The sequence below is a fragment of the Streptomyces sp. NPDC048419 genome, from assembly GCF_043200415.1.
Taxonomy (GTDB): domain Bacteria; phylum Actinomycetota; class Actinomycetes; order Streptomycetales; family Streptomycetaceae; genus Streptomyces.
Window position 1 is genome coordinate 213,069 of record NZ_JBICXT010000004.1, and the last position, 20,428, is coordinate 233,496.

Consider the following 20,428-nt stretch of genomic DNA (forward strand, 5'->3'; position numbering starts at 1 on the left):
AGGGTCAGGTCAAGCATGTGGCAGGCTCGGGGACGAGCCGGTCACGGGGAGGAACGGGGTCATGACCAGCACAGGGGTGCGCAGGCACGTCGAGCCGGTGCTCGACGGGGCGGTGGCCGACCTCGGCGGCTACGACCACGCGGACGCGGTGGCCGTGGATCTGCCCGCCGGCACCGACGCCGTCGAGTTCACCAGGCTGGTGTTCACTGGCACTCCCGAGTGGGTGCACCGGCTGCTCACCGTGCGCGACAAGGCGATGGCGCCCTTCGGCCTGCAGAGGCAGGAGCGCGTGCCCACGGCGGACATCAGGGTCGAACCCGGCCTGAAGATGGGGCCGTTCCGCCTGCTGACGGTGACCGGGACGGAGGTGCTGTGCGGGGACGACGACAAGCATCTGGACTTCCGCACGTCGTTCGCGGTCCGTCCGATCGCCGCCGGCACCGGGCTCGAGGGCGTCTGCACGACGGTCGTGCGCTTCCACCGCCGCGTCGGCCGCCTGTACTTCCGCGCCATCGAGCCCTTCCACCACCTGATCGTCCCGCATGTCGTCGGCAAGGCGGCGCGCCCTTGACGGGCCGTCACACGGCGCGGGTACGGCCCTCCCAGTACGGGTCGCGCAGCCGTCGCTTGTAGAGCTTGCCGTTGGGGTCGCGGGGCATCTCGGTGATGAAGTCGACGGTCTTCGGCCTTTTGTAACCCGCGAGTTGCTCGGCGCAGTGGTCCAGGATCGAGGCGGCCAGCTCGGGGCCGGGGTCGTGGCCGGGGGCCGCTTCGACGACGGCCTTGACCTCCTCGCCCCAGTCGTCGTGCGGGATGCCGAAGACCGCGGCGTCGGCGACGGCCGGGTGGGCGAGCAGCGCTGACTCGATCTCGGCGGGGTAGATGTTGACGCCGCCCGAGATGATCATGTCGATCTTGCGGTCGCGCAGGAAGAGGTAGCCGTCCTCGTCGAGGTAGCCGAGGTCACCGACGGTGAAGAAGTCGCCGATGCGGTTCTTCCTCGTCTTGGCCTCGTCCTTGTGGTACGCGAAGCCGCCGGTGTTCATCTTCATGTAGACGGTGCCGAGTTCACCGGCCGGCAGCCGGTTGCCGTCGTCGTCGAAGACCGCGAGTTCGCTGATGGGCCAGGCCTTGCCGACGGTGCCGGGCTTCTTCAGCCAGTCCTCGGCGGTGGCGAAGGCGCCGCCGCCCTCGCTGGCCGCGTAGTACTCCTCCACCGACTCGCCCCACCAGTCGATCATCGCCCGCTTCACATGGTCCGGGCAGGGGGCGGCGCCGTGGATGGCGTGCCGCATGGACGAGACGTCGTAGGAGTGCCGGACCTCTTCCGGCAGGGCGAGCAGCCGGTGGAACTGGGTCGGGACCATGTGGGTGTGCGTGCACTTCTCACGGTCGATCCGCCGGAGCATCTCCTCGGGCGTCCACTTGTCCATCAGGACCAGCCGGTGGCCGATGTGCAGGGACGCGCCCGCGAACTGGAGCACGGCGGTGTGGTAGAGCGGCGAGCAGACGAGGTGGACGTCGTCGCCGAACGGCTTGATGCCGAAGATGCCGAGGAAGCCGCCGAGATAGGCCTCCTCGGGGGTCTTGCCGGGCAGCGGGCGGCGGATGCCGCGCGGGCGTCCGGTGGTGCCCGAGGTGTAGTTCATGACCCAGCCGAGCTCACGGTTCGAGGGCACCGACTCCGGTTGCCCGTCGAGGAGTTCGGCGTACGGCCGGAAGCCCTCGACGGAGCCGACGGCGTACCGGTGGGTGGCCGGGAGCCCGGCCTCCTCCGCCGCGTGCCGCGCCGGTTCCGCGAACCGCTCGTGCGAAATCAGCACCTTGGCACCGGAGTCGGCGACGATCCAGCCGATCTCCGGGCCCACGAAGTGGTGGTTGACGGGGACCAGGTAGAAACCCGCCTGGCTGGCGGCCAGATAGGCGGTGAAGAACTCGACGCCGTTGGGCAGGACGACCGCGAAGGCGTCCCCGCGTTCCAGGCCGGCGGCGCGCAGGCCGTGCACCAGCCGGTTGACGTCGGCGTGCAGGCGGCCGGCCGTCCACTGCTCGCCGTCCGGCGCGACAAGGACCTGACGGTCGGGATCGGCGGCGGCCTGGGCCCAGAACCCGGCGGGGGGCGTACTCGTCACTTGCCGCTCCTTCCGGCGATACGGATCATGCGGTCCACGGCGTTCTCGAAGCCGCGGGTGAGGTCGTCGAAGACGGCCTGGACACTGCGTTCGCTGTTCATCCGGCCGACGATCTGGCCGACCGGCGTGCCGAGCAGGGGCTCGACCTCGTACTTCTGGATGCGGGTGAGGGCGTCCGCGACGAGCAGGCCCTGAAGGGGCATGGGGAGGGTGCCGGGCCCGGCCGCGTCGTCCCAGGCGTCGGTCCATTCTGTACGGAGCTGACGTGCGGGTTTCCCGGTCAGCGCGCGGGAGCGGACGGTGTCGCCCGAGCCGGCGGCGAGCAGTTTCCGGGTCACCGCGGGCGAGGTGAGGCCGGCCTCCGTGACGGTCAGCCAGATCGAGCCGAGCCAGACGCCCTGGGCGCCGAGGGCGAGTGCGGCGGCCGCCTGCTGTCCGCTGCCGATGCCGCCCGCGGCCAGCACGGGCAGCGGGTCCACGGCGTCCACGACCTCCGGGGTGAGCACCATGGAGGCGATCTCACCGGTGTGGCCGCCGGCCTCGTAGCCCTGGGCCACGACGATGTCGATGCCGGCTTCCCGGTGCTTGAGCGCGTGCCGGGCGCTGCCCGCGAGCGCGGCGACCAGCACGTCGTGCTCGTGGGCGCGGGCCACGACGTCGGCGGGCGGGGAGCCGAGGGCGTTGGCCAGCAGCCGGATCGGGTAGTCGAAGGCGACGTCGAGCTGGTTGCGGGCGACCTGTTCCATCCAGCCGGTGATGCGCCAGCCGGACACCTCCCCCTCGGCAAGCTCCGGCACGCCGTGCTTGGCGAGGGTGTCCCGGACGAACTGCCGGTGCGCCTCCGGGATCATGGCCTCCACGTCGGCCTCGGTGACGCCCTCCACCTTCTTGGCGGGCATGACCACGTCCAGGCCGTACGGCCGTCCCTCGACATGGGCCTCCAGCCAGTCGAGGTCGCGTTTGAGGTCGTCAGGAGCGGTGTAGCGGACCGCGCCGAGCACTCCGAAGCCCCCGGCCCGGCTGATGGCCGCGGCGACGGCGGGGAACGGCGTGAAGCCGAAAATGGCGTGCTCGACTCCCAGTTTCTTGCTCAACTCCGTCTGCATGGCCGCAGAATGCCGCAGTACTCCCGCCGACGGAAGGCCTTTTCTGATGCTCCGTCAGATTTCTGGCCACCCGGTGCCTCGACACGACCGGCCCGGCGATCAGCGCCGCTCACTCACGATCCGGTACGCGACGATTACTGTGCGTGGCGATCAGTGAGTGGCAGACGGGAGGCGCCGGATGACCGGACGACTGACGATCATGCCCGCGGCGGGCGTGGCGGTGATGTGTGCGACCGGATTGGCGGCCGCCCTCTCCGACTCGGACCTGAAGGTGGTCCGGCTCCACCCGGCGGCCGCGCCGCCCGGCGGCAGCACCGTGGTGCACGCCTTCGTGGCCGACGGCGGGCCGGAGCGGACCGCCTCGCCCTTCACCGTGATCGTGAGGCTGCCGTCGGGCTTCACCGCCGAGGGGCCGTACTTCCCCGAGGACTGCCGGTCCGAGGCCCGCGGCCGCCTGGTGCGCTGCACCTTCGGAGCCGGGCTGGCGGCGCTGCGCACGGCCACCGCGCTGGTCCCGGTCCGGGTGGGCGCGGACGTGCCCCCCGGCACGAGGGCCGAGGGGCACGTCCAGGTGGTCGGCGCCGACGATCGCGATCCGCGTGACGACCGGACGCCGTTCACGCTGTCCGCCGGGTGCTGATCAGGCGAGTTGCGGTTCAGGATCAGGTACGCCGAGAAGCCGCTGCCCACGCCGTGGCCGTCCGAGTAGACCTTCTTGCCGTTGACGTACGGGTCCACCGAGTTCGCGCCGTAGTGCGTGCCGACGGTGACCCGCCGGCCGGGCGCGACCGCGCCGGATCCGGAGGTGACGTCGTTGGTCAGCCGCCGCTGCCCGAGGACGGCGTGGTCGTCGTGGCCGGGGCCTTTGCCCACCGTCAGCTGGTGCGAGGGCAGGTCGTGCCAGGCCCCGCCCGACTCCTGCCAGAAGGGTCCTGGCCGTGAAGCAGGCGGACGGGTGCACGGTCAGCTGGGCCGAGGCAGCGACTCCCGCGGTCAACGCGGTCGGGGTCAGCTTGTCCTGCGTGACCGTGGTGGCGGCTGAGGCCTGCGGGGCGAACGGCAGGAGCGACAGCGCGGCGGCCGCCCAGCACGAACCCCGCAGGCCAGGCAGACCCGCCTTCGCTGTACGACGAGATCTCATTCACACCGCTGGGCAGCTCTCGCCACACATACCGGCTGGTAGAAGCCGCTCTCGGCCGGGGTGTGCCAGGCCGGATCGGCGAAACCGGCCGCGCTCACGGCGTCGGCCACCTCGCGCCGGGTGAGCGCCCAGGAGGTGGCGTGGCGGACGCGGACCTGCCAGCCGTCCCCCTCCGGCAGGAGCTGGAAGTACTCCTGGTCGTAGTGCTCGCCGTCGTCGTGCCAGTGCCACAGCTGGAAGGTGATCGACCGGCCCTCGGAGTACCGACCCCCGGAGTCCTCGGACACCTGGGGCGGCACCGATGCGGGACGGGTCCGGCAGGCCTCGTCGTAGTCGCGGAGGGTGAGCAGGAGCAGTCCGTCGTCCCTGAGTACGCGGCGCATGTCGCGGAGAGCTGCCTCCAGGTCCTCACGGATCAGCAGGTGCGCGATCGAGTTGTCGGCGCATACGACGGCGTCGAACACGCCGTCCCTGAAGGGGAGTTGGCGCATGTCCGCCGCCGCCGTGCGTAGGTCCATGCCCCGGGTCGCGGCTTCCGCGGCGGCGCGGGTGACGGCCGCGGGGCTCAGGTCGCTGCCGGTGACCCGGTGGCCGACGCGGGCGAGACCGATCGCCTGGGTGCCGATTCCGCAGGCGCAGTCCAGGACGCGGTGCGGGCCCGGGCTGCCGAGTTCGCGGCGCAGGAGACCGTCCAACGCGGCGGCCTGGCGGGCGATGCTCGCGTCCCAGTCGGGGAAGATGCGGTGGTAGTCGGCGGCCAGCGAGTCGTAGAAGTCCCGTGGCGAGTGCGTCACTCGCCCGTCGCCTCCAGGACCGCCATCGCGGCGTTGTGCCCCGGCACTCCGCTCACTCCCCCGCCCCGTACCGCGCCCGCCCCGCACAGCAGCACGTTCGCGTGGCCGGTCTCGACGCCCCAACGGCCCGTGCCCTCCTGGGCGTAGGGCCAGGACAAGGCGCGGTGGAAGATGTTGCCGCCGGGCAGGCGCAGGTCGCGCTCCAGGTCGAGCGGGGTCTTCGCCTCGATGCACGGGCGGCCGTCCGCGTCGGTCGCCAGACAGTCGGCGAGCGGTTCGGCGAGGTGGGCGTCGAGCTGGGCGAGGGTCGACTTCAAGAGCTCCTCGCGTACGGCGTCGTTGTCCCGGTCGAAGAGGCGGGCGGGTGCGTGCAGGCCGAAGAGGGTCAGGGTCTGGTAGCCCTGCTCGACGAGGTCCGGGCCGAGGATGGTCGGGTCCGTGAGCGAGTGGCAGTAGATCTCCGACGGGGGCGCGGAGGGGAGTTCGCCGGAGGCGGCCTGCGCGTGGGCGGTGGCGAGCTGGCGGTACCCCTCGGCGATGTGGAAGGTGCCGGCGAACGCCTCGCGCGGGTCGACGGAGGTGTCGCGCAGCCTGGGCAGCCGCTTGAGCAGCATGTTCACCTTCAGCTGGGCACCCTCGGCGGGCTCCGGCGGGGTGTCGTCGGTCAGCTCGGCCAGGGCCTGCGGGGAGGCGTTGACCAGGACGTGGCGTGCGGTGGCGACGCCCTCGCCGTCGGGCGTGCGATAGGTGACCTCGGCGGTCGTGCCGTCCGTGTCGATGCGTACCGCCTCGTGGCCGGTGGCGATGACGGCGCCCGCGGCACGTGCGGCGCCGGCCAGGGCGTCGGTCAGGGCGCCCATGCCGCCGACGGGGACGTCCCAGTCGCCGGTGCCGCCCCCGATCACGTGGTAGAGGAAGCAGCGGTTCTGGGGCAGGGTCGGGTCGTGGGCGTCGGCGAAGGTGCCGATGAGGGCGTCGGTGAGGACGACGCCCCGGACGAGGTCGTCGGCGAAGCGGTCCTCGATAGCCACGCCGATGGGGTCCTCGAACAGCACCCGCCAGGCCTCCTCGTCGTCGACGCGGCGGCGCAGCTCGTCCCGGGTGGGCAGCGGCTCGGTGAGGGTCGGGAAGACGCGTTCGGCGACGCGGCCGGTCATGCCGTAGAAGCGCTGCCAGGCCTCGTACTCGCGGTCGGAGCCGGTGAGCCGGGCGAAGGCCTCGCGGGTGCGCGTCTCGCCGCCTCCGACCAGGAGCCCGGTCGGGCTTTGGTCGCGCTCCACGGGCGTGTACGAGGAGATGGTGCGGGTGCCGAGCCGGAACTCCAGGCCGAGGTCCCGCAGGATCTTCCGCGGCAGCAGGCTGACCAGGTAGGAGTAGCGCGACAGCCGCGCGTCGACCCCGGCGAACGGCCGGGTGGAGACGGCGGCGCCCCCGGTGTGGTCCAGCCGCTCCAGCACCAGCACGGACCGTCCGGCCCGAGCCAGATAGGCGGCGGCGACCAGGCCGTTGTGCCCCCCGCCCACGATCACTGCGTCGTACGTCCGGTGTCCCTCGTGTGCAGCCATGGTTCTTGGTAACACGCGATGATCGTCAACGGCCAGGGGTGTACGGCGACGGGGTCAGGGCGCGAGCGGTCGCCGGCCACCGGGGCGCGGCAACACCGGTCACCGCCCTCCCGCAGCCCTCTGCCGGCGCAGCACCGCCACCCTGCGGTACAGCTCGACCGCCTCCGCGCCGCGGCCCAGTTGTTCCAGGCAGTGGGCCTCGTCGTTGCGGCTGGCGAGGGTGTCGGGGTGATCGGGGCCGAGCACGCGCTCGCGGGCGGCGGCGACGCGGCGGTACTCGGTGAGGGCGTCGTGCCAGCGGCCCAGCCAGCCCAGGCCGACGGCGACCTCGCGGCGGCTGACCAGGGTGTCCGGGTGGTCGGGGCCGAGGACGCGCTCGCGGATGGCGCAGACGTCGCGGGACTCGGCGAGCGCCTCCTCCCAGCGGCCGAGGCGGCCGAGATTGACGCCCAGGCCGTGGCGGGCGCGCAGGGTCTCGGGGTGGGTGGGGCCCTGGACGCGGTTGCGCACGTCGATCAGGTCGCGGTACAGGGTGAGCGCCTCCGCGCTGCGGCCGAGGCGGCCCAGGCTGATACCGACCTCGTAGCGGGCGGCGAGGGTGTCGGCGTGGTCCGGGCCGAGCGCCTGGGCGCGGGCCTCGGCGACCTCTCCGTAGGTCTGCAGGGCCTCGGGCCAGCGCCCCAACTGGCCTAGCGCATAAGCGACTTCGTAGCGGGTGACCAGGGTGTCGGGATGGTCGGGGCCGAGCACGCGGGCGCGGGCCGCCGCCACGTCGCCTGCCATGCGGTACGAGTCCTCCAGGCGGCCGAGTCTGCTGAGGTTGAAGGCGAGGTTGTGGCGGCAGCGCAGGGTGTCCGGGTGGTCGGTGCCCTGGCCGCGTTCCCGGGCGGCGAGCACGGACACATAGACCTGGTGGGCGTCGAAGTGGCGGCCCAACTGGCCCAGCACGTACGCCATTTCCTGGCGGGCGGCGAGGGTGTCGGGGTGGTCGGGGCCCAGCGCACGCGTCCTCGCGGCGGCCACGTGCTTGTACTCCTGGAGGGCGTCGGCGGCGCGGCCGGTGCGGCTGAGGGTGAAGGCGACCTCGTAGCGGCTGGCGAGGGTGTCGGGGTGGTCGGGGCCGAGCAGGTGGGTGCGCTCGGCAGCCACCGCGCGGTGCACCTCGCCGGCCTCCGCCCAGCGGCCGAGCCGCCCCAGGCTGAGCCCGGCGTTGTGCCGCCCGGCCAGCGCGGCGAGCTGCTCCCGCGAGGGGGCGGACGGCTGCTCGGGGGCGGGCTCGTCCGCCCGGCCGCCCGGCGGGCGCGCGATCCACTCGCCGGTCAGCCCCGCCCCGGCGTCCGGGGGCGTGGTGGAGAGCTGGGCGCCGGTGGCCTTGTGGCCGGTGGTCATGCCCCGCGTCCAGGAGGGCATCCGGGCCCCGCGGGCGGGGGCCTGCCCGGGCGGGCGCAGGACCGGCTGCGGGGTGACGACGGTCGGCACGTACGCCGGTGTCGTACGGCCGAGAGTGATCCGGTGGCCCAACTCGCGTGCGTCGCGCGGGCGTTGCTCGGGCAGCTTGGCCAGCAGTTCCAGGATGATCTTCTCGAGGTACTCGGGGAGCTCGGCCCGCCGGCTGCGCGGCGGCTCCGGCGGGGTGTCGCGGTGGCCGACGAGGATCGCCCACGCGTCGTCGAGATCGAACGGCGGTGCCCCGGTGGCGATCTCGTACAGGACGCACCCGAGCGAGTACAGGTCGCTGCGCTGGTCGACCTCGTCGCCGCCGATCTGCTCCGGCGACATGTAGTGGGGGGTGCCCATGGCGATGCCGGTGCCGGTGAGCCGGGAGGTGAAGCCGATGTCGTGGCCGAGGCGGGCGATGCCGAAGTCGCAGATCTTCACCGTGCCGTCCTCCAGCCGCATGATGTTCGCCGGCTTCAGGTCGCGGTGCACGATGCCCTGCTGGTGGGTGTAGGCGAGGGCGGCGGCGACCTGGTCGGCGATGTCCACGATGTCGCCGACCGGCAGCGGATGCTGCCTGTTGTCCTCCAGCAGCTGGGAGAGGTTGCGGCCGTCCAGGAGCTCCATGACCAGGTAGAGGATGCCGTCGGACTCGCCGAAGTCGTGGACGACGGTCACCCCGCGGTGCTGGAGGGCGGCGGCCACGCGGGCCTCCCGGCGGAACCGCTCCCGGAGGACCCGGGTGAAGGACTGGTCGTGGTGCGGGCCGAGGGGCTTGAGGCATTTCACCGCGACATGCCGGCCGAGCGACTCGTCGCGCGCACGCCACACCTCGCCCATGCCGCCCCGCCCGATCAGGTCGAGCAGCCGGTACCGGCCCTGGATCAGCCTGCTGTCCGCCATCTGCTGCGATCGCCCCCGTCCGCACCGCCCACCCCTGGCTCGTCCAGTATGGCGACCTATCGTCCGAGTTTGTACGGTCGCGGCCGGGAGCCGGGGCCGAGCCGTGCCATGGCGCGCAGGATGTGTTTGGGCGGGAGTTGCCACCGCACACGTGCGGGGACACCGCGCAGCAGGGTGCCCGTGGCGCGCAGTTGGCGGGTGACGGTGGCGGGTTTCGGCGCCGGTCTGCCGTACAACTCGTGGGCGTACGGCGGCAGGGCGGCGTACGCGAGCTGGGCCACACGCCGCCACAGCACCTCACGCGCCGGGACGAGAAGAGGGTGCGTCGGCGGCCGGAGCAGGAAGTCGTCCACCGCGCGTGCCTCCGGTCCCGCGGCGAGGTCGGGGCGCACCTTCTCGAAGTAGGCCGCCATCTCCGCCTGATTCGCGGGTACGGCGTCCGGATCGAGGCCCACCAGGCGGGCGCTGACCCGGTGTTCGCCGATGTAACGGTCGGCCTGTGCGTCGGTGAGCCGGAATCCGGAGCGCCGGGCGACGCTCAGATACGAGTCGATCTCGGCGCAGTGCACCCACAGCAGCAGCTCGGGCTCGTCGACGCCGTACCCCTCCCCCGTGTCCGGGTCGGTCGCCGACAGCATGCGGTGGATCTTCCGCACCCGGGCCCCGGCCCGCTCGGCGGCCTCGGCGGTGCCGTAGGTGGTGGTCCCGACGAAGTTGGCGGTGCGCATCAGCCGGCCCCAGGCGTCCTTGCGGAAGTCGGAGTTCTGCATCACGCCGCGCACCGCGTGCGGGTGCAGCGCCTGGAGGTAGAGCGCCCGGATGCCGGCGACCCACATCATGGGGTCGCCATGCATCTGCCAGGTCACCGAGGACGGTCCGAACAGACCGGGGTCACCTGCCTTGAAGCCCGTCACCTCTGCAGGCTAACGCCGCACCCTCGGCATCCCCAGACCGATCCACGAGATGATCTCGCGCTGGATCTCGTTGTTGCCGCCGCCGAAGGTGAAGATCACGGCGGAGCGGTAGCCGCGTTCGAGCTCGCCGTGCAGCACCGCGCCCGCCGAACCCTCCTTCAACTCGGCCGCGGCGCCGACGATCTCCATCAGCCAGGCGTAGGCGTCACGGCGGGCCTCGGAGCCGTAGACCTTGACGGCGGAGGCGTCCTGCGGGGTGAGGGAGCCGTCCTGGACGGCGCTCACCATGCGCCAGTTGAGGAGCTTCATGGCGTCGAGCCGGGTGTGGGTCTGGGCCAGGCGGCGGCGCACCCAGGGCAGGTCGACGACGCGACGGCCGTCGGCGAGCTTGGACTCCATCGCCCAGCGCTGCACGTCGTGCAGGGCGCGGATCGCCATGGTGCCGTGGGCGGCGAGCGTGACGCGCTCGTGGTTGAGCTGGTTGGTGATCAGCCGCCAGCCCTGGTTCTCGGCGCCGACGCGCCGGGAGACGGGGACGCGGACGTTCTCGTAGTAGCTGGCGGTGGTGTCGTGGGAGGCCAGGGTGTTGATGAGGGTGCAGGAGTAGCCGGGGTCGGTGGTCGGCACCAGCAGCATGGTGATGCCCTTGTGAGGCGGGGCGTCCGGGTCGGTGCGGGTGGCGAGCCACACCCAGTCCGCGGTGTCGCCGTTGGTCGTCCAGATCTTCTGCCCGTTGACGACGTACTCTCCCCCACTCTCGGCTTCGCTCGAGCGGGAGGTGCCCCCATCCTCGCGCACGGCGCGCGTCTTGAGCGAGGCCAGGTCCGTGCCGGCGTCGGGCTCGCTGTAGCCGATGGCGAAGTCGATTTCGCCGGAGAGGACCTTGGGCAGAAAATACGCCTTCTGCTCGTCCGTGCCGAACTGCATGATCGTCGGCCCGACCGTGTTGAGCGCCATCAGCGGCAGCGGTACGCCGGCCTGGGCGGCCTCGTCGAAGAAGATGAACTGCTCCATCGCACCCAGCCCGCGGCCGCCGTACTCCTTCGGCCAGCCCACTCCGAGCCACCCGTCCGTGCCGAGGCGCCGGACGGTCTCGCGGTAGAAGCGTTTCTGGACGGCCGGGTCGGCGTGCCGTGCGTAGGCGTTGTCCGGCACCAGCTCGGCGAAGTACGCGCGCAGTTCGGTGCGCAGCCGTTGCTGCTCGGGCGAGTATTCGAGGTGCACGGCGCCTCCAGGCTTCCCAGGCCGGTCCTGACGGCGCACACCGTAGAACGTGTTTCAGTAATTGGGAATGGCGACGGCACCGCCGCCGGGCCGCGGCCGGAAGCCGCCGTGGGCGTCAGTTGAGCGTGGCGAGGAATTCCGTGCACGCCCGGGCGCAGTCCCGGGCGGCCATCGCGCCGTCCTCCGCGCCGGAGTGCCGGTCGAAGACATGCGCGCACTCCAGGCACACCGTGCGGCACCACTCGACCTGGATGCGGATGCCGGACTCGTCCAGGCGGTTCTGCTCGGACAGCACTCGGCAGGTGGCGTCGCACACCTCCGCGCACATGATGCCCTTGCGGCGTACGAGTTCCTGCTCCTCCGTGCCGTCCGTGTCCACCAGGCTCGCGCGCAGAGCACACGCGCGGGCGCACTCGGTGCAGGACTGGGCGCAGGCGAAGCGGTCCTCCAGGAATTGGAAGAGTTCCTGCTGGGTCGTCGAAGTCACACGGGGCGGGTTGCCTCAGTCCACCACGTCAAACACGGGTCGGTTCACCACGAGGGCGCGGGGTACCCGCGTGCCATGAACAGCGCAACTATGGACATCGCCGCCAGCAGCGCCGCCGCCATGGGGCTCATCGGGGCGGGCGTGGTGATCGTGGTCCTGCTGATCGGCGCCTTCATCCTGGGCGCCCGCATCCGGCGCCGCGAGCCCGCCCCGCCGCGACCGGACGAGCAGCCGCACATGCCGGACGAGGGGCCGGTCCGCGAGGTGCTGGAGCACCGCGAGCCGGACGAGGTGCCCCGCAGCGACCACCGCCTGACCCCGCACGAGCTGCCCAACCACGGCAACTCGCCGACCCGGACCGGCTCCGATCAAGGCCGGCGCCGCTGGAGCGAGGGCAACAGCGGTTCGTTCGGCAGCGGGGGGCCGGGCATCCGCTGACGCGCGATTTTCGTTGCGCGGACGGACGCGCGGAGGGTGCTCCTGGCTGTCGTCACCCCACGGGCGCCTGGGCCGATTGCATCACCGGAGCGTGACCCTCGCGCCGCGGCAGGCCGTTCACCCACCTGATTCGCCCAGGTCGCGCGCTGGACGCCGGGCAGCTCTGCTGGTGCCCATGAGCGACAGGGGTGACGACGAGCTCTCGGCCCGGGAGCGCGGCGAACTGGCCGAACTGCGGCAGCGGGTCAATGCCCTGGAGAGTGCCGGGCCACCCGAAGCGGCCCGGCACCACCCGTTTCGCTCGCTCGGCTCGGCCCTGCTGATCCTCTTCGCCGCGCTGCTGGCGCTGCTGTCCGTCGTGGCGGTGTGGGCGAACAGCATCGTGCAGGACACGGACCGCTACGTCTCCACCGTCGGACCGCTGGCGAGCGATCCCGATGTGCAGCAGGCGGTCACCAACCGGATCACCGACGCCGTGCTGGCGCAGGTCGACGTGGACGCGCTGGTCAAGCAGCTGACGGAAGCGGCGTCGGCCAAGGGGGTTCCGCCGCAGGCGGCCAAGCTGCTGGGCAACCTGGACGGTCCCATCGAGAACGGGCTCAAGCAGTTGGTCAGCAGCACGGTGGAGCGGGTGGTCACCAGCAGTGCCTTCGAGACCGTCTGGGTGAACGCGAACCGCAGGGCGCACACGGCGCTGGACAAGGCCCTGACCGGCCAGGCCGACGGCGCTGTCAAGCTGAAGAACAACGAGGTCGTCGTCGACCTGGGGCCGATCGTCGCCGACGTCAAGAACCAGCTGGTCGCCGCAGGCTTCGCGCCCGCCGCGAAGATCCCGGCCGTGCACACGAGCTTCGTGGTGTTCGCGTCCAAGGACATCGGCAAGGTCAGGTCCTATGTGAGGGTGCTGGAGATCCTCGGCGGCTGGCTGCCCGTCATCGCGCTGCTGATCGCGGCAGCGGGGGTGTACGTGGCGTTCAACCGCCGGCACGCGCTGATCGGGGCCGCGCTGGCGGTGTTCGTCGCCATGCTGGTGCTCGGCATCGGTATCACGGTCGCCCGCGACGTCTACCTCAATCATCTGCCACCCGGCGCATCCCAGGCCGCCGCCGGATCCGTGTACGACGCCCTGGTCAAGTTCCTGCGGGCCGGTGTACGTGCCCTCGCCGCGGTCGCCCTCTTCACCGCCATCGGCGCCTTCCTCGCCGGCCCGTCCCGCATCGCCGTCGTCACGCGCACCGGCTGCACCAGGAGCATCGGCGCGCTGCGCGAAGTGACGACGTCGGCGGGCCTTCGTCTCGGTGCGGTCGGGCGGTTCGTCCATCGCTTCAAGCGCTGGATCGGGGTGGTCGTCCTGGTGGTCGCGGCGATCGTCCTGTTCACCTGGACCTACCCGACCACGGCGGTCGTGGTGTGGACCGCCGTGATCACCCTTGCCGCCCTCGCGATCCGCGAGTTCCTGGACCACGACGACTCCACCGGGCCCGCCGACGCCGGTGCCGCCGCCGCCCACTGACTCGGCTCGCTGGGTGCCTCCGCCGGGGATACGTTGAGTGAGGAAGCCTGTGAGCCGGCCGTGTCGTGGCGCGGGACGCGACCACGGCGAGGGCGGAGCACGCCCCGGCATCAGTGCCCGGTTGCGCCGGTCGCGGCAGCACCCGCACCACGGCCCACGGCCCGCAGGCGAGGAGCGGTCGACCCACCACTCGCAGCCCGTCGCCACCGGCGTGTGCGGAGGCGACCATCCCCTGGAGCCGCTGTCATGACCGAGAACCGCCTGGACGGCCGCGAGTTGCGGCACCGCACCCCGCAGGAGCGAGCCGCGCTCGGCAAGGCGGCGCGGGCCGAGGTGCCCCGCTCCAGCCACGCCGACTTCGCGCCGGGACCCAAGCGGCCGGATCCGCTGGAGATCATCGAGAAGCAGTCGGCGACGCGGTTGCCCGAGCTCGTACCGGTCCGCTACGGGAGGATGTCCGAGTCACCGTTCCGGTTCTACCGAGGGGCCGCGGCCATCATGGCGTCGGACCTCGCGGAGACGCCGAGGACGGGTTTCAGGACCCAACTGTGCGGTGACGCCCACATGTTGAACTTCCGGCTGCTGGCCTCGCCCGAACGCCGGCTCATGTTCGACATCAACGACTTCGACGAGACGCTGCCGGGCCCCTGGGAGTGGGACGTCAAGCGCCTGGCCGCCAGCCTCGTCATCGCCGGCCGGTTGAACGGCTTCAGCACCAAGGAGCGCGCCGCGATAGTACGGGCCACCGTGCGGTCCTATCGCGAGGGCATGCGCGGGTTCGCCGGAATCGGCAACCTGGCCGTCTGGTATGCCCAGTTCGACGAGAACTGGGTGCGGGAACGGTTCGGGGCGGACCTGTCCGCGCGGGGCAGTGACCGCTGGGCACGCGCCGCGAGCAAGGCGCGTTCGCACGACACCCTCCAGGTCTTCGACAAGCTCACCCGTGTCGTCGACGGCAAGCGCCGTATCGTTCCCGACCCGCCGCTCATCACCCGCCTCGAGGACCTGATGCCGGAAGATCAGCGCGGTCAACTGGAGCAGCAGATCAGGCGGTTGGTCGAGCGTTACGGCAAGACCCTGCAGTCGGACCGGCGGTTCCTGCTGGAGCAGTACCAGCTGGCCGACATGGCGCGCAAGGTCGTCGGCGTCGGCAGCGTGGGCACCCGCTGCTGGATCGCGCTCCTGCTGGGCCGGGACGGCGAGGATCCGCTGTTCCTCCAGGCCAAGGAGGCGGATCAGTCGGTGCTGGCACCCCATGTCGGAGGCACCGACTGTCCGACGCAGGGCGAGCGGATCGTCTCCGGTCAGCGGCTCATGCAGGCCACCAGCGACATCTTCCTGGGCTGGGAGCGGGTCGAGGGCATCGACGGCCGACGACGCGACTTCTACGTACGGCAGTTGCGGGACTGGAAGGGGGTCGCCGTGGCCGAGGACATGGTGCCGCGGGGCATGCGGACCTTCGGCGCTCTGTGCGGCGCGACGCTGGCCCGCGCCCACGCCAGGTCCGGCGACCGCATCGCCATAGCCGCGTACCTGGGCGCCGGGGACTCCTTCGACCGGGCGCTCGTGACATTTGCCGAGCGCTACGCCGACCAGAACGAGCGGGACCACCAGGCACTCGTCGACGCCGTCAGCACCGGGAAGCTGCCGGCCGAGGCCGCCTGAGGTCGCCATGAGGTCGCCTGAGGTCGCCTGAGGTCGCCTGAGGTCGCCTGAGGAGGCATTGGCATCGGATGCCGTCGCGCCGGCCGCTGTGAAGATCGCGGAAAGCTTGGCAGCTGATCCGCCTCGTTGCCGGACCTCGCGCCGTCGCCCGCGGTCTCGCGGATGTGGCCGTCGAACGCCTGCTGCTGGGCGCGGGGCGGGCAAGACCGGATGGCTCACTCTTCGTGCGAGGTAGGTCTCCTGGTCCTTCGCGGGGTGCACCTCGGTTCGGCTGCTTCGGCGATGACCACGGAGTGCCCGTCCTGCCTCACCCGGCGCGGGTGACTGATCACCGGGGCGGCGTGCCGGCGCCGCGGCGGCGATGAGACCGCTGATGCCACCAGGACGCGGGACCGTGAACCGCGGTGACGGTCGTCCTGCCCACACCGGTGCCGGCAACCCGCCTCACGGAGCTCACCCGCCACGGGTGATCACCCCTGCTGTGCCACCGCGCACGCTCGAGGAAGCAGGTTTGGCGCTGTGTGCCACCGACGAAGTGAGGAATTCACCATGGCCACGACCACAACCCATCAACGTTCGGAAACCGCTCAGGCGGCCGCGGGTGGACTGACGACGTTCGCCGCCGTCCTTCTGTTCATCGCCGGTGTCCTGGACCTCTTCCGGGGCATCATGGCCATCGCCAACGACAACGTCTTCGTCTCCACCCCCAACTACGTCTTCAAGTTCGACCTGACGAGCTGGGGCTGGATCCAGCTCGTCCTCGGAGTGATCGCCATGGGCGTAAGCGCCGGTCTCTTCACGCGTGCCACGTGGGCCAGGGTCGCCGGCGTCGGCATAGCGGGACTGCTGATCATCGCCAGCTTCCTGTCGGTCCCGTACTACCCCGTCTGGTCGCTCACCCTGATCGCGATGTACGGCTTCGTCATCTGGGCCCTGTGTGTCGTGCAGCGGGAGCGCTGAGGGAAGTCGCCGTCGTCGCGGTGGTCCGGCAGAGGGGCGCCGACGCCGAGCGGGGCGGCGAAGGCGTGCCCTCCTCGTCCTGATCGCCCGAGGCCGGCGGCCTGATCGCCTGAGACCGGCCGGGGGCCCGCAGCGCCGGACAAAGCGGCGGTCCCGTTTCGGGCGTGACCCCTCCCCTGCGGGTATTCATCCTGATATGCGCCGAGAAGGACGGCACTCCCTTCACCCTCGGCTGGAGCAACGCCGGGCATCCGCCGCCCCTGCTGGTCGGCGCGGACGGCACCACCCAGTACCTGGCGCCCGCCCGGCACGGAATCCCGGTGGGCATCGACCCGTCGGTCCCCCGGTTCACCCACACCCACAGGCTCCCGCCCGGCGCCACCCTGCTCCTGTTCACCGACGGACTGGTGGAGCGCCGCGGCCGGGACATCGACACCGGACTCGACGATCTGGCCGGGCAGGCGACGCGCCTGGCCACGGGTCCGCTGGAAGAGCTGTGCGACGCCCTGATCGCCCAGAACGGCCCGGTGTTCGACGACGATGTCGCCGTTCTCGCGCTGCGCACGCCGGGCCGCTGACACCGGCCTCTCGCTCACCTGGTGCCGCTCGTGCCGGTGGTCTCGGTGAGGGCCACGCGTCCCGCCTCCAGCCGGGCCGCCGCGATACGGAACGGTGCGAACTCGATCACCTCGGCTCACGGGTTCTCGACGTCGATGCCGCGGACGACGTCCCGGTAGCCGGTGCGCTTGGATCCGCTCTCGCCGCCGTCCGGGAGGTGCTCGTCGGCAGCCTCCTCGCCGGCCCGGACCAGGACGACGGGCCCGGCGGGGCGCGCCACCACGCCCGGCGCGACCGAGCCGACCAGGAAGCCGGTCAATCCGCTCGGACCGCGTGAACCCGGCACGAGCAGGTCGGTCTCCTCACCGGCCTTGAGCAGCGCAGCGGTGGCAGGCCCCTCGACCTGTACGTCGGCGGCGAGGCGGACCTCGGGGCAGGTGCGGCGGACGCGGTCCTCAGCCGCCCGCCGGGACCGCCGCGCGAGGTGGCGCTGGGCGGCCGTGGCTCCTTCGCCGTGCTCCTGGCGCGGGTGCCAGTTCCAGGCGTGAAAGAGCTGCAGGGGCCGGTCGCGGCGTTCGGCCTCACGGACTTCCCCCTGAGCGGCTGCCAGACTCTCGGCGGATCCGTCGACATCGGCGATGACGAGCGGAAGCATGATGCGCACCTCCAGCGCTCGGTCTGCTCCTCGCCCCCAGAGTCGTTCCGCGGCCCGCCGGCAGGAAGGGGCCGCCAGGTCTTCGACCTGGACCGTTCGGTCCCTGCTCACCGGCGGAATGCGGGGAAAAGTGTGGAGAACACCAGGCCCGAAAGGCGGCGCACCATGCAACGAGAGATCATCGTCGGTGTCGACCGGTCGGCACGCAGCCGTGCCGCCGCCGACTGGGGTGCCAGGGAGGCCCTGCTGCGGGGACTGCCGCTGGGAGTGGTGCATGTGGTGCCGCCGGCTCCCTTGGATCCCGTGGAGCAGTGGCCGTACCACCCCGAGGCGGTCGCCGACCATGTGGTGGCCGAACTCGCCGGACGGCACCGGGCGTTGCACGCACGGGCCGAGAGCGAGATCGGATCGCCCGCACCTGTGCTGTGCGCCGTGAGTCGGCACGCGGAACTGCTCGTGCTCGGCCTGCGCGGTGAGGGCGGCCAGCCCGGGATCACCGTGGGCTCGACCGCGACCGCCGTGGCGGCGGCGTCGTCCGGGCCGGTGGTCCTGGTCCCGGGCGCGGCACCCGGCGAGGCCCCCTCGTGGCGGTCCGCCGGCGTGACCGTGGGCGTCGACGTCGGAGACCCGTCGGCCGCCGCGCTCGACTTCGCCTTCGAGGCGGCCCGGCTGCGCGGCGTGCGCCTGCATGCGGTGCACGCCTGGAAGCTGCCCCCCCGTGCCGCCGCCCCGCCCCTGCCGGTCCTGGAGGAGGACCGCGCCACCTGGGAGGACAACGAGGTGCAGCTGCTTTCCGACGCGCTGCGGCCCTGGCGCAGGAAGTATGCGGACGTCGACGTGCTGGAGGACGTCCTGCTGTTCACCCCGTCCGAGGCGCTGGCCCATGCCTCGGACGGTGCCGAACTCGTGGTGGTCGCACGGCACTCCGGCGCGAGCTCCTCGCTGCGGGATCTGCTGGAGCGCTTCCGCTGCCCGGTCGCCGTCGTGCCCTCCTGACCCGGGCGGGTCGGCCCTGTGGGGTACTTCGGCCCATGCGGATCGCTGCCGCGCCGGCGCACCGGAGTGGGCCGGGCGGTGCTCGCCCGGCTGCGCGAGCGCGCCGCGCGACGGCCGCTGCCGCCGGACACGGTGCCCGTCACCTGCGACGGCGATCCGGGACGGCTGACCGGGCTGTGGGAGGACGCGGACCTCGCGGTGGTCGTGGACGCGGCCCACGCGCACACCGGCCTGCCCGGCCGGGTGCACCGCCTGGAGCTCGACGCCGGACAGCTGACGCAACCGCCGACGACCAGCTCGCACGGCCTCGGACTCGGCGAGTCCGTCGAACTCGCCCGCGTGCTCGGCAAGTTGCCCCAGCACCTCGTCGTCTACGCCGTGGAGGGCGCCGACAGCTCGCTGGGCTCCGGCCTCTCCCCCGCCGTGGCGGCGGCCGTCGAACCACTCGCGCGGACCGTCGAGTTGGAGATCGCCCGGTACCGGCTGATCGCGGGGAGGCCGGCATGACCGTCCGGCGCTTCCGTGTGGAGGGAATCGTCCAGGGCGTCGGCTTCCGGCCGTTCGTCTACCGCACGGCGTCCACGCTCGGTCTGGACGGCTGGGTGGCCCGTGTCAACGGGCACGTGGAGGGCAAGGTCGCCGGGCCGCAGCACGTGATCGACGAGTTCGCCGTCCGCCTGCGCGCCGACGCGCTCGCCCGGGTGCGCAGCGTCCGGCTGACCGGCGAAACGGCACCGCCCGCGTACCGACCGGGGTTCCAGGTACGGCACAGCGGGCCGTACGGGGGGCGGACACGGCGCCCCGCGAGATCTCGCCCGACGCCGCCATCTGCGAGACCTGCCTGGCCGAACTGCGCGCCCCCCGCGACCGCCGCCACCGCTACCCCTTCGTCAACTGCACGGACTGCGGGCCGCGGGCCACGATCATCGAGGATCTGCCGTACGACCTGATCCGCACGACCATGCACCGCTTCCCGCTCTGCCCGCGCTGGGACGCCGAGTACTCCGATCCGGCGGACCGGCGCTTTCACGCCGAGCCCGTCGCCTGTCCCGTCTGCGGTCCCCAGCTCGCCTGGGACGACCTGCGGGCGCGAGGAGGCTCTCCAGGCGGCCGTCAAGACCGTCGCGGCGGGCGGGATCGTCGCGCTGAAAGGTATCGGCGGTTGTCAACTCGTCTGCGACGCGGGCGATGCGGCGCCGTCTGGGCATCCCGGGGCGGGTCGTGAAGGTGCGCGACGCCTGGCGCGGGACGTCTGCATCCGGTACGGCCGCTCCGTCCCCTCCCCCGTCAGCCGGTCTTCCGGCCCCACCTCGGTTCGATCAGGGCCCACTCCGTGTCCCACTGGTCCTGGCGGCGCCGGTCCATGCAGGCGCGTGTGAAGCAGCTGATGAAGATCACCGCAGTGCCCGCGCTCACGGCGGCCACCGCGCCCATCACGGCCCCCTGGAAGGCCGCCTCCTCGGCCGTCGTGGGCTCACGCACCAGGCGGTCCCGCGCGTCCAGCCACACCACGGTCGCGCTGCCGGCCTTGCTTCTCTCCGAGTCGACCCGAGCGATGCCTGTGCGGGCCTGACCGTCCGCCGCCGTGTAGCGCACGTGCGCCCACATCTGGCCGGCGTCCATGCCGTCGACGCCGGGGGCCGGCCGCACGGTCTGGGTGACGACCGCCGGCGCCTTGTGCCGCTCGGCCCTGAGGCCGTTGAGGTCGCGTTCGACGGCGTGGGCGATCAGCACGCCCGCGGTGATCGCCGCGCCCAGCGCGAGCACCCCGGTCGCGAGGAGCAGCCATGCCTCGACGAGGTAGCTACGGCGCCTGAGCGGGTTGCGGCGCAGCCGCCACCACCACACCCGGCCCTGCCGTCGGGTCCCGATCCGGGCCATGGTCATCACCGCGCCGAGGCGGCACGGGCGAGAGAGAGGGCGGTGCGGCCGGGCCTGCC

General features: G+C 72.2%; 21 protein-coding genes. 11 read left to right on the plus strand and 10 right to left on the minus strand.

Translation table 11 applies throughout. The annotated features are described in order from the left end of the window. Nucleotides 1–61 precede the first annotated feature (61 nt). Nucleotides 62–571 carry a DUF2867 domain-containing protein gene (locus tag ACGFYN_RS11230; protein ID WP_393865521.1) on the plus strand — a complete coding sequence of 170 codons (510 nt, stop codon included), beginning with the start codon at nt 62–64 and terminating at the stop codon, nt 569–571. Nucleotides 572–578: 7 nt separating this feature from the next. On the opposite strand, the gene ACGFYN_RS11235 is transcribed toward ACGFYN_RS11230, so the two are convergent. Then, a complete protein-coding gene (locus tag ACGFYN_RS11235; RefSeq protein WP_393865522.1) occupies nt 579–2,132 on the minus strand; it encodes an acyl-CoA synthetase in 1,554 nt (517 codons plus the stop codon). After that, nucleotides 2,129–3,238: a nitronate monooxygenase gene (locus ACGFYN_RS11240; RefSeq protein ID WP_393865523.1), complete on the minus strand. Its 1,110-nt coding sequence runs from the start codon at nt 3,236–3,238 to the stop codon at nt 2,129–2,131. The genes ACGFYN_RS11235 and ACGFYN_RS11240 overlap by 4 nt, the downstream gene beginning before the upstream one ends. 178 nt (nt 3,239–3,416) lie before the next feature. On the opposite strand from ACGFYN_RS11240, the gene ACGFYN_RS11245 reads away from it, so the two are divergent. Continuing rightward, nucleotides 3,417–3,878, plus strand: a complete 462-nt coding sequence (locus ACGFYN_RS11245) for a hypothetical protein (protein WP_393865524.1) — start codon at nt 3,417–3,419, stop codon at nt 3,876–3,878. Between the two features lie 497 nt (nt 3,879–4,375). On the opposite strand, the gene ACGFYN_RS11250 is transcribed toward ACGFYN_RS11245, so the two are convergent. From ACGFYN_RS11250 to ACGFYN_RS11275, 6 genes are all read right to left on the minus strand, one after another. After that, nucleotides 4,376–5,173, minus strand: a complete 798-nt coding sequence (locus tag ACGFYN_RS11250) for a class I SAM-dependent methyltransferase (protein WP_393865525.1) — start codon at nt 5,171–5,173, stop codon at nt 4,376–4,378. Beyond that, nucleotides 5,170–6,738, minus strand: coding sequence for a phytoene desaturase family protein (locus tag ACGFYN_RS11255; RefSeq protein ID WP_393865526.1), 1,569 nt, complete (start codon nt 6,736–6,738; stop codon nt 5,170–5,172). The genes ACGFYN_RS11250 and ACGFYN_RS11255 overlap by 4 nt, the downstream gene beginning before the upstream one ends. Before the next feature lie 99 nt (nt 6,739–6,837). After that, the gene (locus ACGFYN_RS11260; protein WP_393865527.1) at nt 6,838–9,078 is read right to left on the minus strand and encodes a tetratricopeptide repeat protein; all 2,241 of its coding nucleotides are present in this window, start codon (nt 9,076–9,078) and stop codon (nt 6,838–6,840) included. Between the two features lie 56 nt (nt 9,079–9,134). Further along, nucleotides 9,135–9,932: an oxygenase MpaB family protein gene (locus ACGFYN_RS11265; protein WP_393865810.1), complete on the minus strand. Its 798-nt coding sequence runs from the start codon at nt 9,930–9,932 to the stop codon at nt 9,135–9,137. A gap of 69 nt (nt 9,933–10,001) precedes the next feature. Beyond that, on the minus strand, nt 10,002–11,216 hold the full coding sequence (locus tag ACGFYN_RS11270) for an acyl-CoA dehydrogenase family protein (RefSeq protein WP_393865528.1): 1,215 nt from the start codon (nt 11,214–11,216) through the stop codon (nt 10,002–10,004). 115 nt (nt 11,217–11,331) lie between these two features. After that, a complete protein-coding gene (locus tag ACGFYN_RS11275) occupies nt 11,332–11,703 on the minus strand; it encodes a ferredoxin (protein WP_393865529.1) in 372 nt (123 codons plus the stop codon). A 75-nt stretch (nt 11,704–11,778) separates the two neighbouring features. On the opposite strand from ACGFYN_RS11275, the gene ACGFYN_RS11280 reads away from it, so the two are divergent. From ACGFYN_RS11280 to ACGFYN_RS11300, 5 genes are all read left to right on the plus strand, one after another. Beyond that, complete coding sequence (locus ACGFYN_RS11280; RefSeq protein ID WP_393865530.1) at nt 11,779–12,141, plus strand: DUF6479 family protein; 363 nt, start codon at nt 11,779–11,781, stop codon at nt 12,139–12,141. Between the two features lie 175 nt (nt 12,142–12,316). Next, nucleotides 12,317–13,654: a hypothetical protein gene (locus tag ACGFYN_RS11285; RefSeq protein WP_393865531.1), complete on the plus strand. Its 1,338-nt coding sequence runs from the start codon at nt 12,317–12,319 to the stop codon at nt 13,652–13,654. Between the two features lie 246 nt (nt 13,655–13,900). Continuing rightward, the gene (locus ACGFYN_RS11290; protein WP_393865532.1) at nt 13,901–15,319 is read left to right on the plus strand and encodes a DUF2252 domain-containing protein; all 1,419 of its coding nucleotides are present in this window, start codon (nt 13,901–13,903) and stop codon (nt 15,317–15,319) included. 549 nt (nt 15,320–15,868) lie between these two features. Further along, on the plus strand, nt 15,869–16,279 hold the full coding sequence (locus ACGFYN_RS11295; RefSeq protein ID WP_393865533.1) for a hypothetical protein: 411 nt from the start codon (nt 15,869–15,871) through the stop codon (nt 16,277–16,279). A gap of 164 nt (nt 16,280–16,443) precedes the next feature. Then, nucleotides 16,444–16,857 (plus strand): PP2C family protein-serine/threonine phosphatase, encoded by a 414-nt coding sequence (locus ACGFYN_RS11300; protein WP_393865534.1) that lies wholly within the window; start codon nt 16,444–16,446, stop codon nt 16,855–16,857. A 116-nt stretch (nt 16,858–16,973) separates the two neighbouring features. On the opposite strand, the gene ACGFYN_RS11305 is transcribed toward ACGFYN_RS11300, so the two are convergent. Beyond that, entirely contained in the window at nt 16,974–17,492 is a 519-nt protein-coding gene (locus tag ACGFYN_RS11305) for a universal stress protein (protein WP_393865535.1), read from the minus strand. 165 nt (nt 17,493–17,657) lie between these two features. Between ACGFYN_RS11305 and ACGFYN_RS11310 the strand changes: the two genes are divergently transcribed. The 4 genes from ACGFYN_RS11310 to ACGFYN_RS11325 are packed head-to-tail and all read left to right on the plus strand — an operon-like array spanning nt 17,658 to nt 19,713. Further along, on the plus strand, nt 17,658–18,488 hold the full coding sequence (locus ACGFYN_RS11310) for a universal stress protein (RefSeq protein WP_393865536.1): 831 nt from the start codon (nt 17,658–17,660) through the stop codon (nt 18,486–18,488). Nucleotides 18,489–18,506: 18 nt separating this feature from the next. Next, nucleotides 18,507–18,995, plus strand: coding sequence for a hydrogenase maturation protease (locus ACGFYN_RS11315; protein ID WP_393865537.1), 489 nt, complete (start codon nt 18,507–18,509; stop codon nt 18,993–18,995). After that, a complete protein-coding gene (locus ACGFYN_RS11320; protein WP_393865538.1) occupies nt 18,992–19,438 on the plus strand; it encodes an acylphosphatase in 447 nt (148 codons plus the stop codon). Before ACGFYN_RS11315 ends, ACGFYN_RS11320 begins: the two co-directional genes overlap by 4 nt. After that, entirely contained in the window at nt 19,339–19,713 is a 375-nt protein-coding gene (locus tag ACGFYN_RS11325) for a hypothetical protein (RefSeq protein ID WP_393865811.1), read from the plus strand. The genes ACGFYN_RS11320 and ACGFYN_RS11325 overlap by 100 nt, the downstream gene beginning before the upstream one ends. A gap of 62 nt (nt 19,714–19,775) precedes the next feature. Here ACGFYN_RS11325 and ACGFYN_RS11330 read toward each other — a convergent pair whose 3' ends face one another. Continuing rightward, on the minus strand, nt 19,776–20,369 hold the full coding sequence (locus ACGFYN_RS11330) for a hypothetical protein (RefSeq protein ID WP_393865539.1): 594 nt from the start codon (nt 20,367–20,369) through the stop codon (nt 19,776–19,778). Nucleotides 20,370–20,428 lie beyond the last annotated feature (59 nt).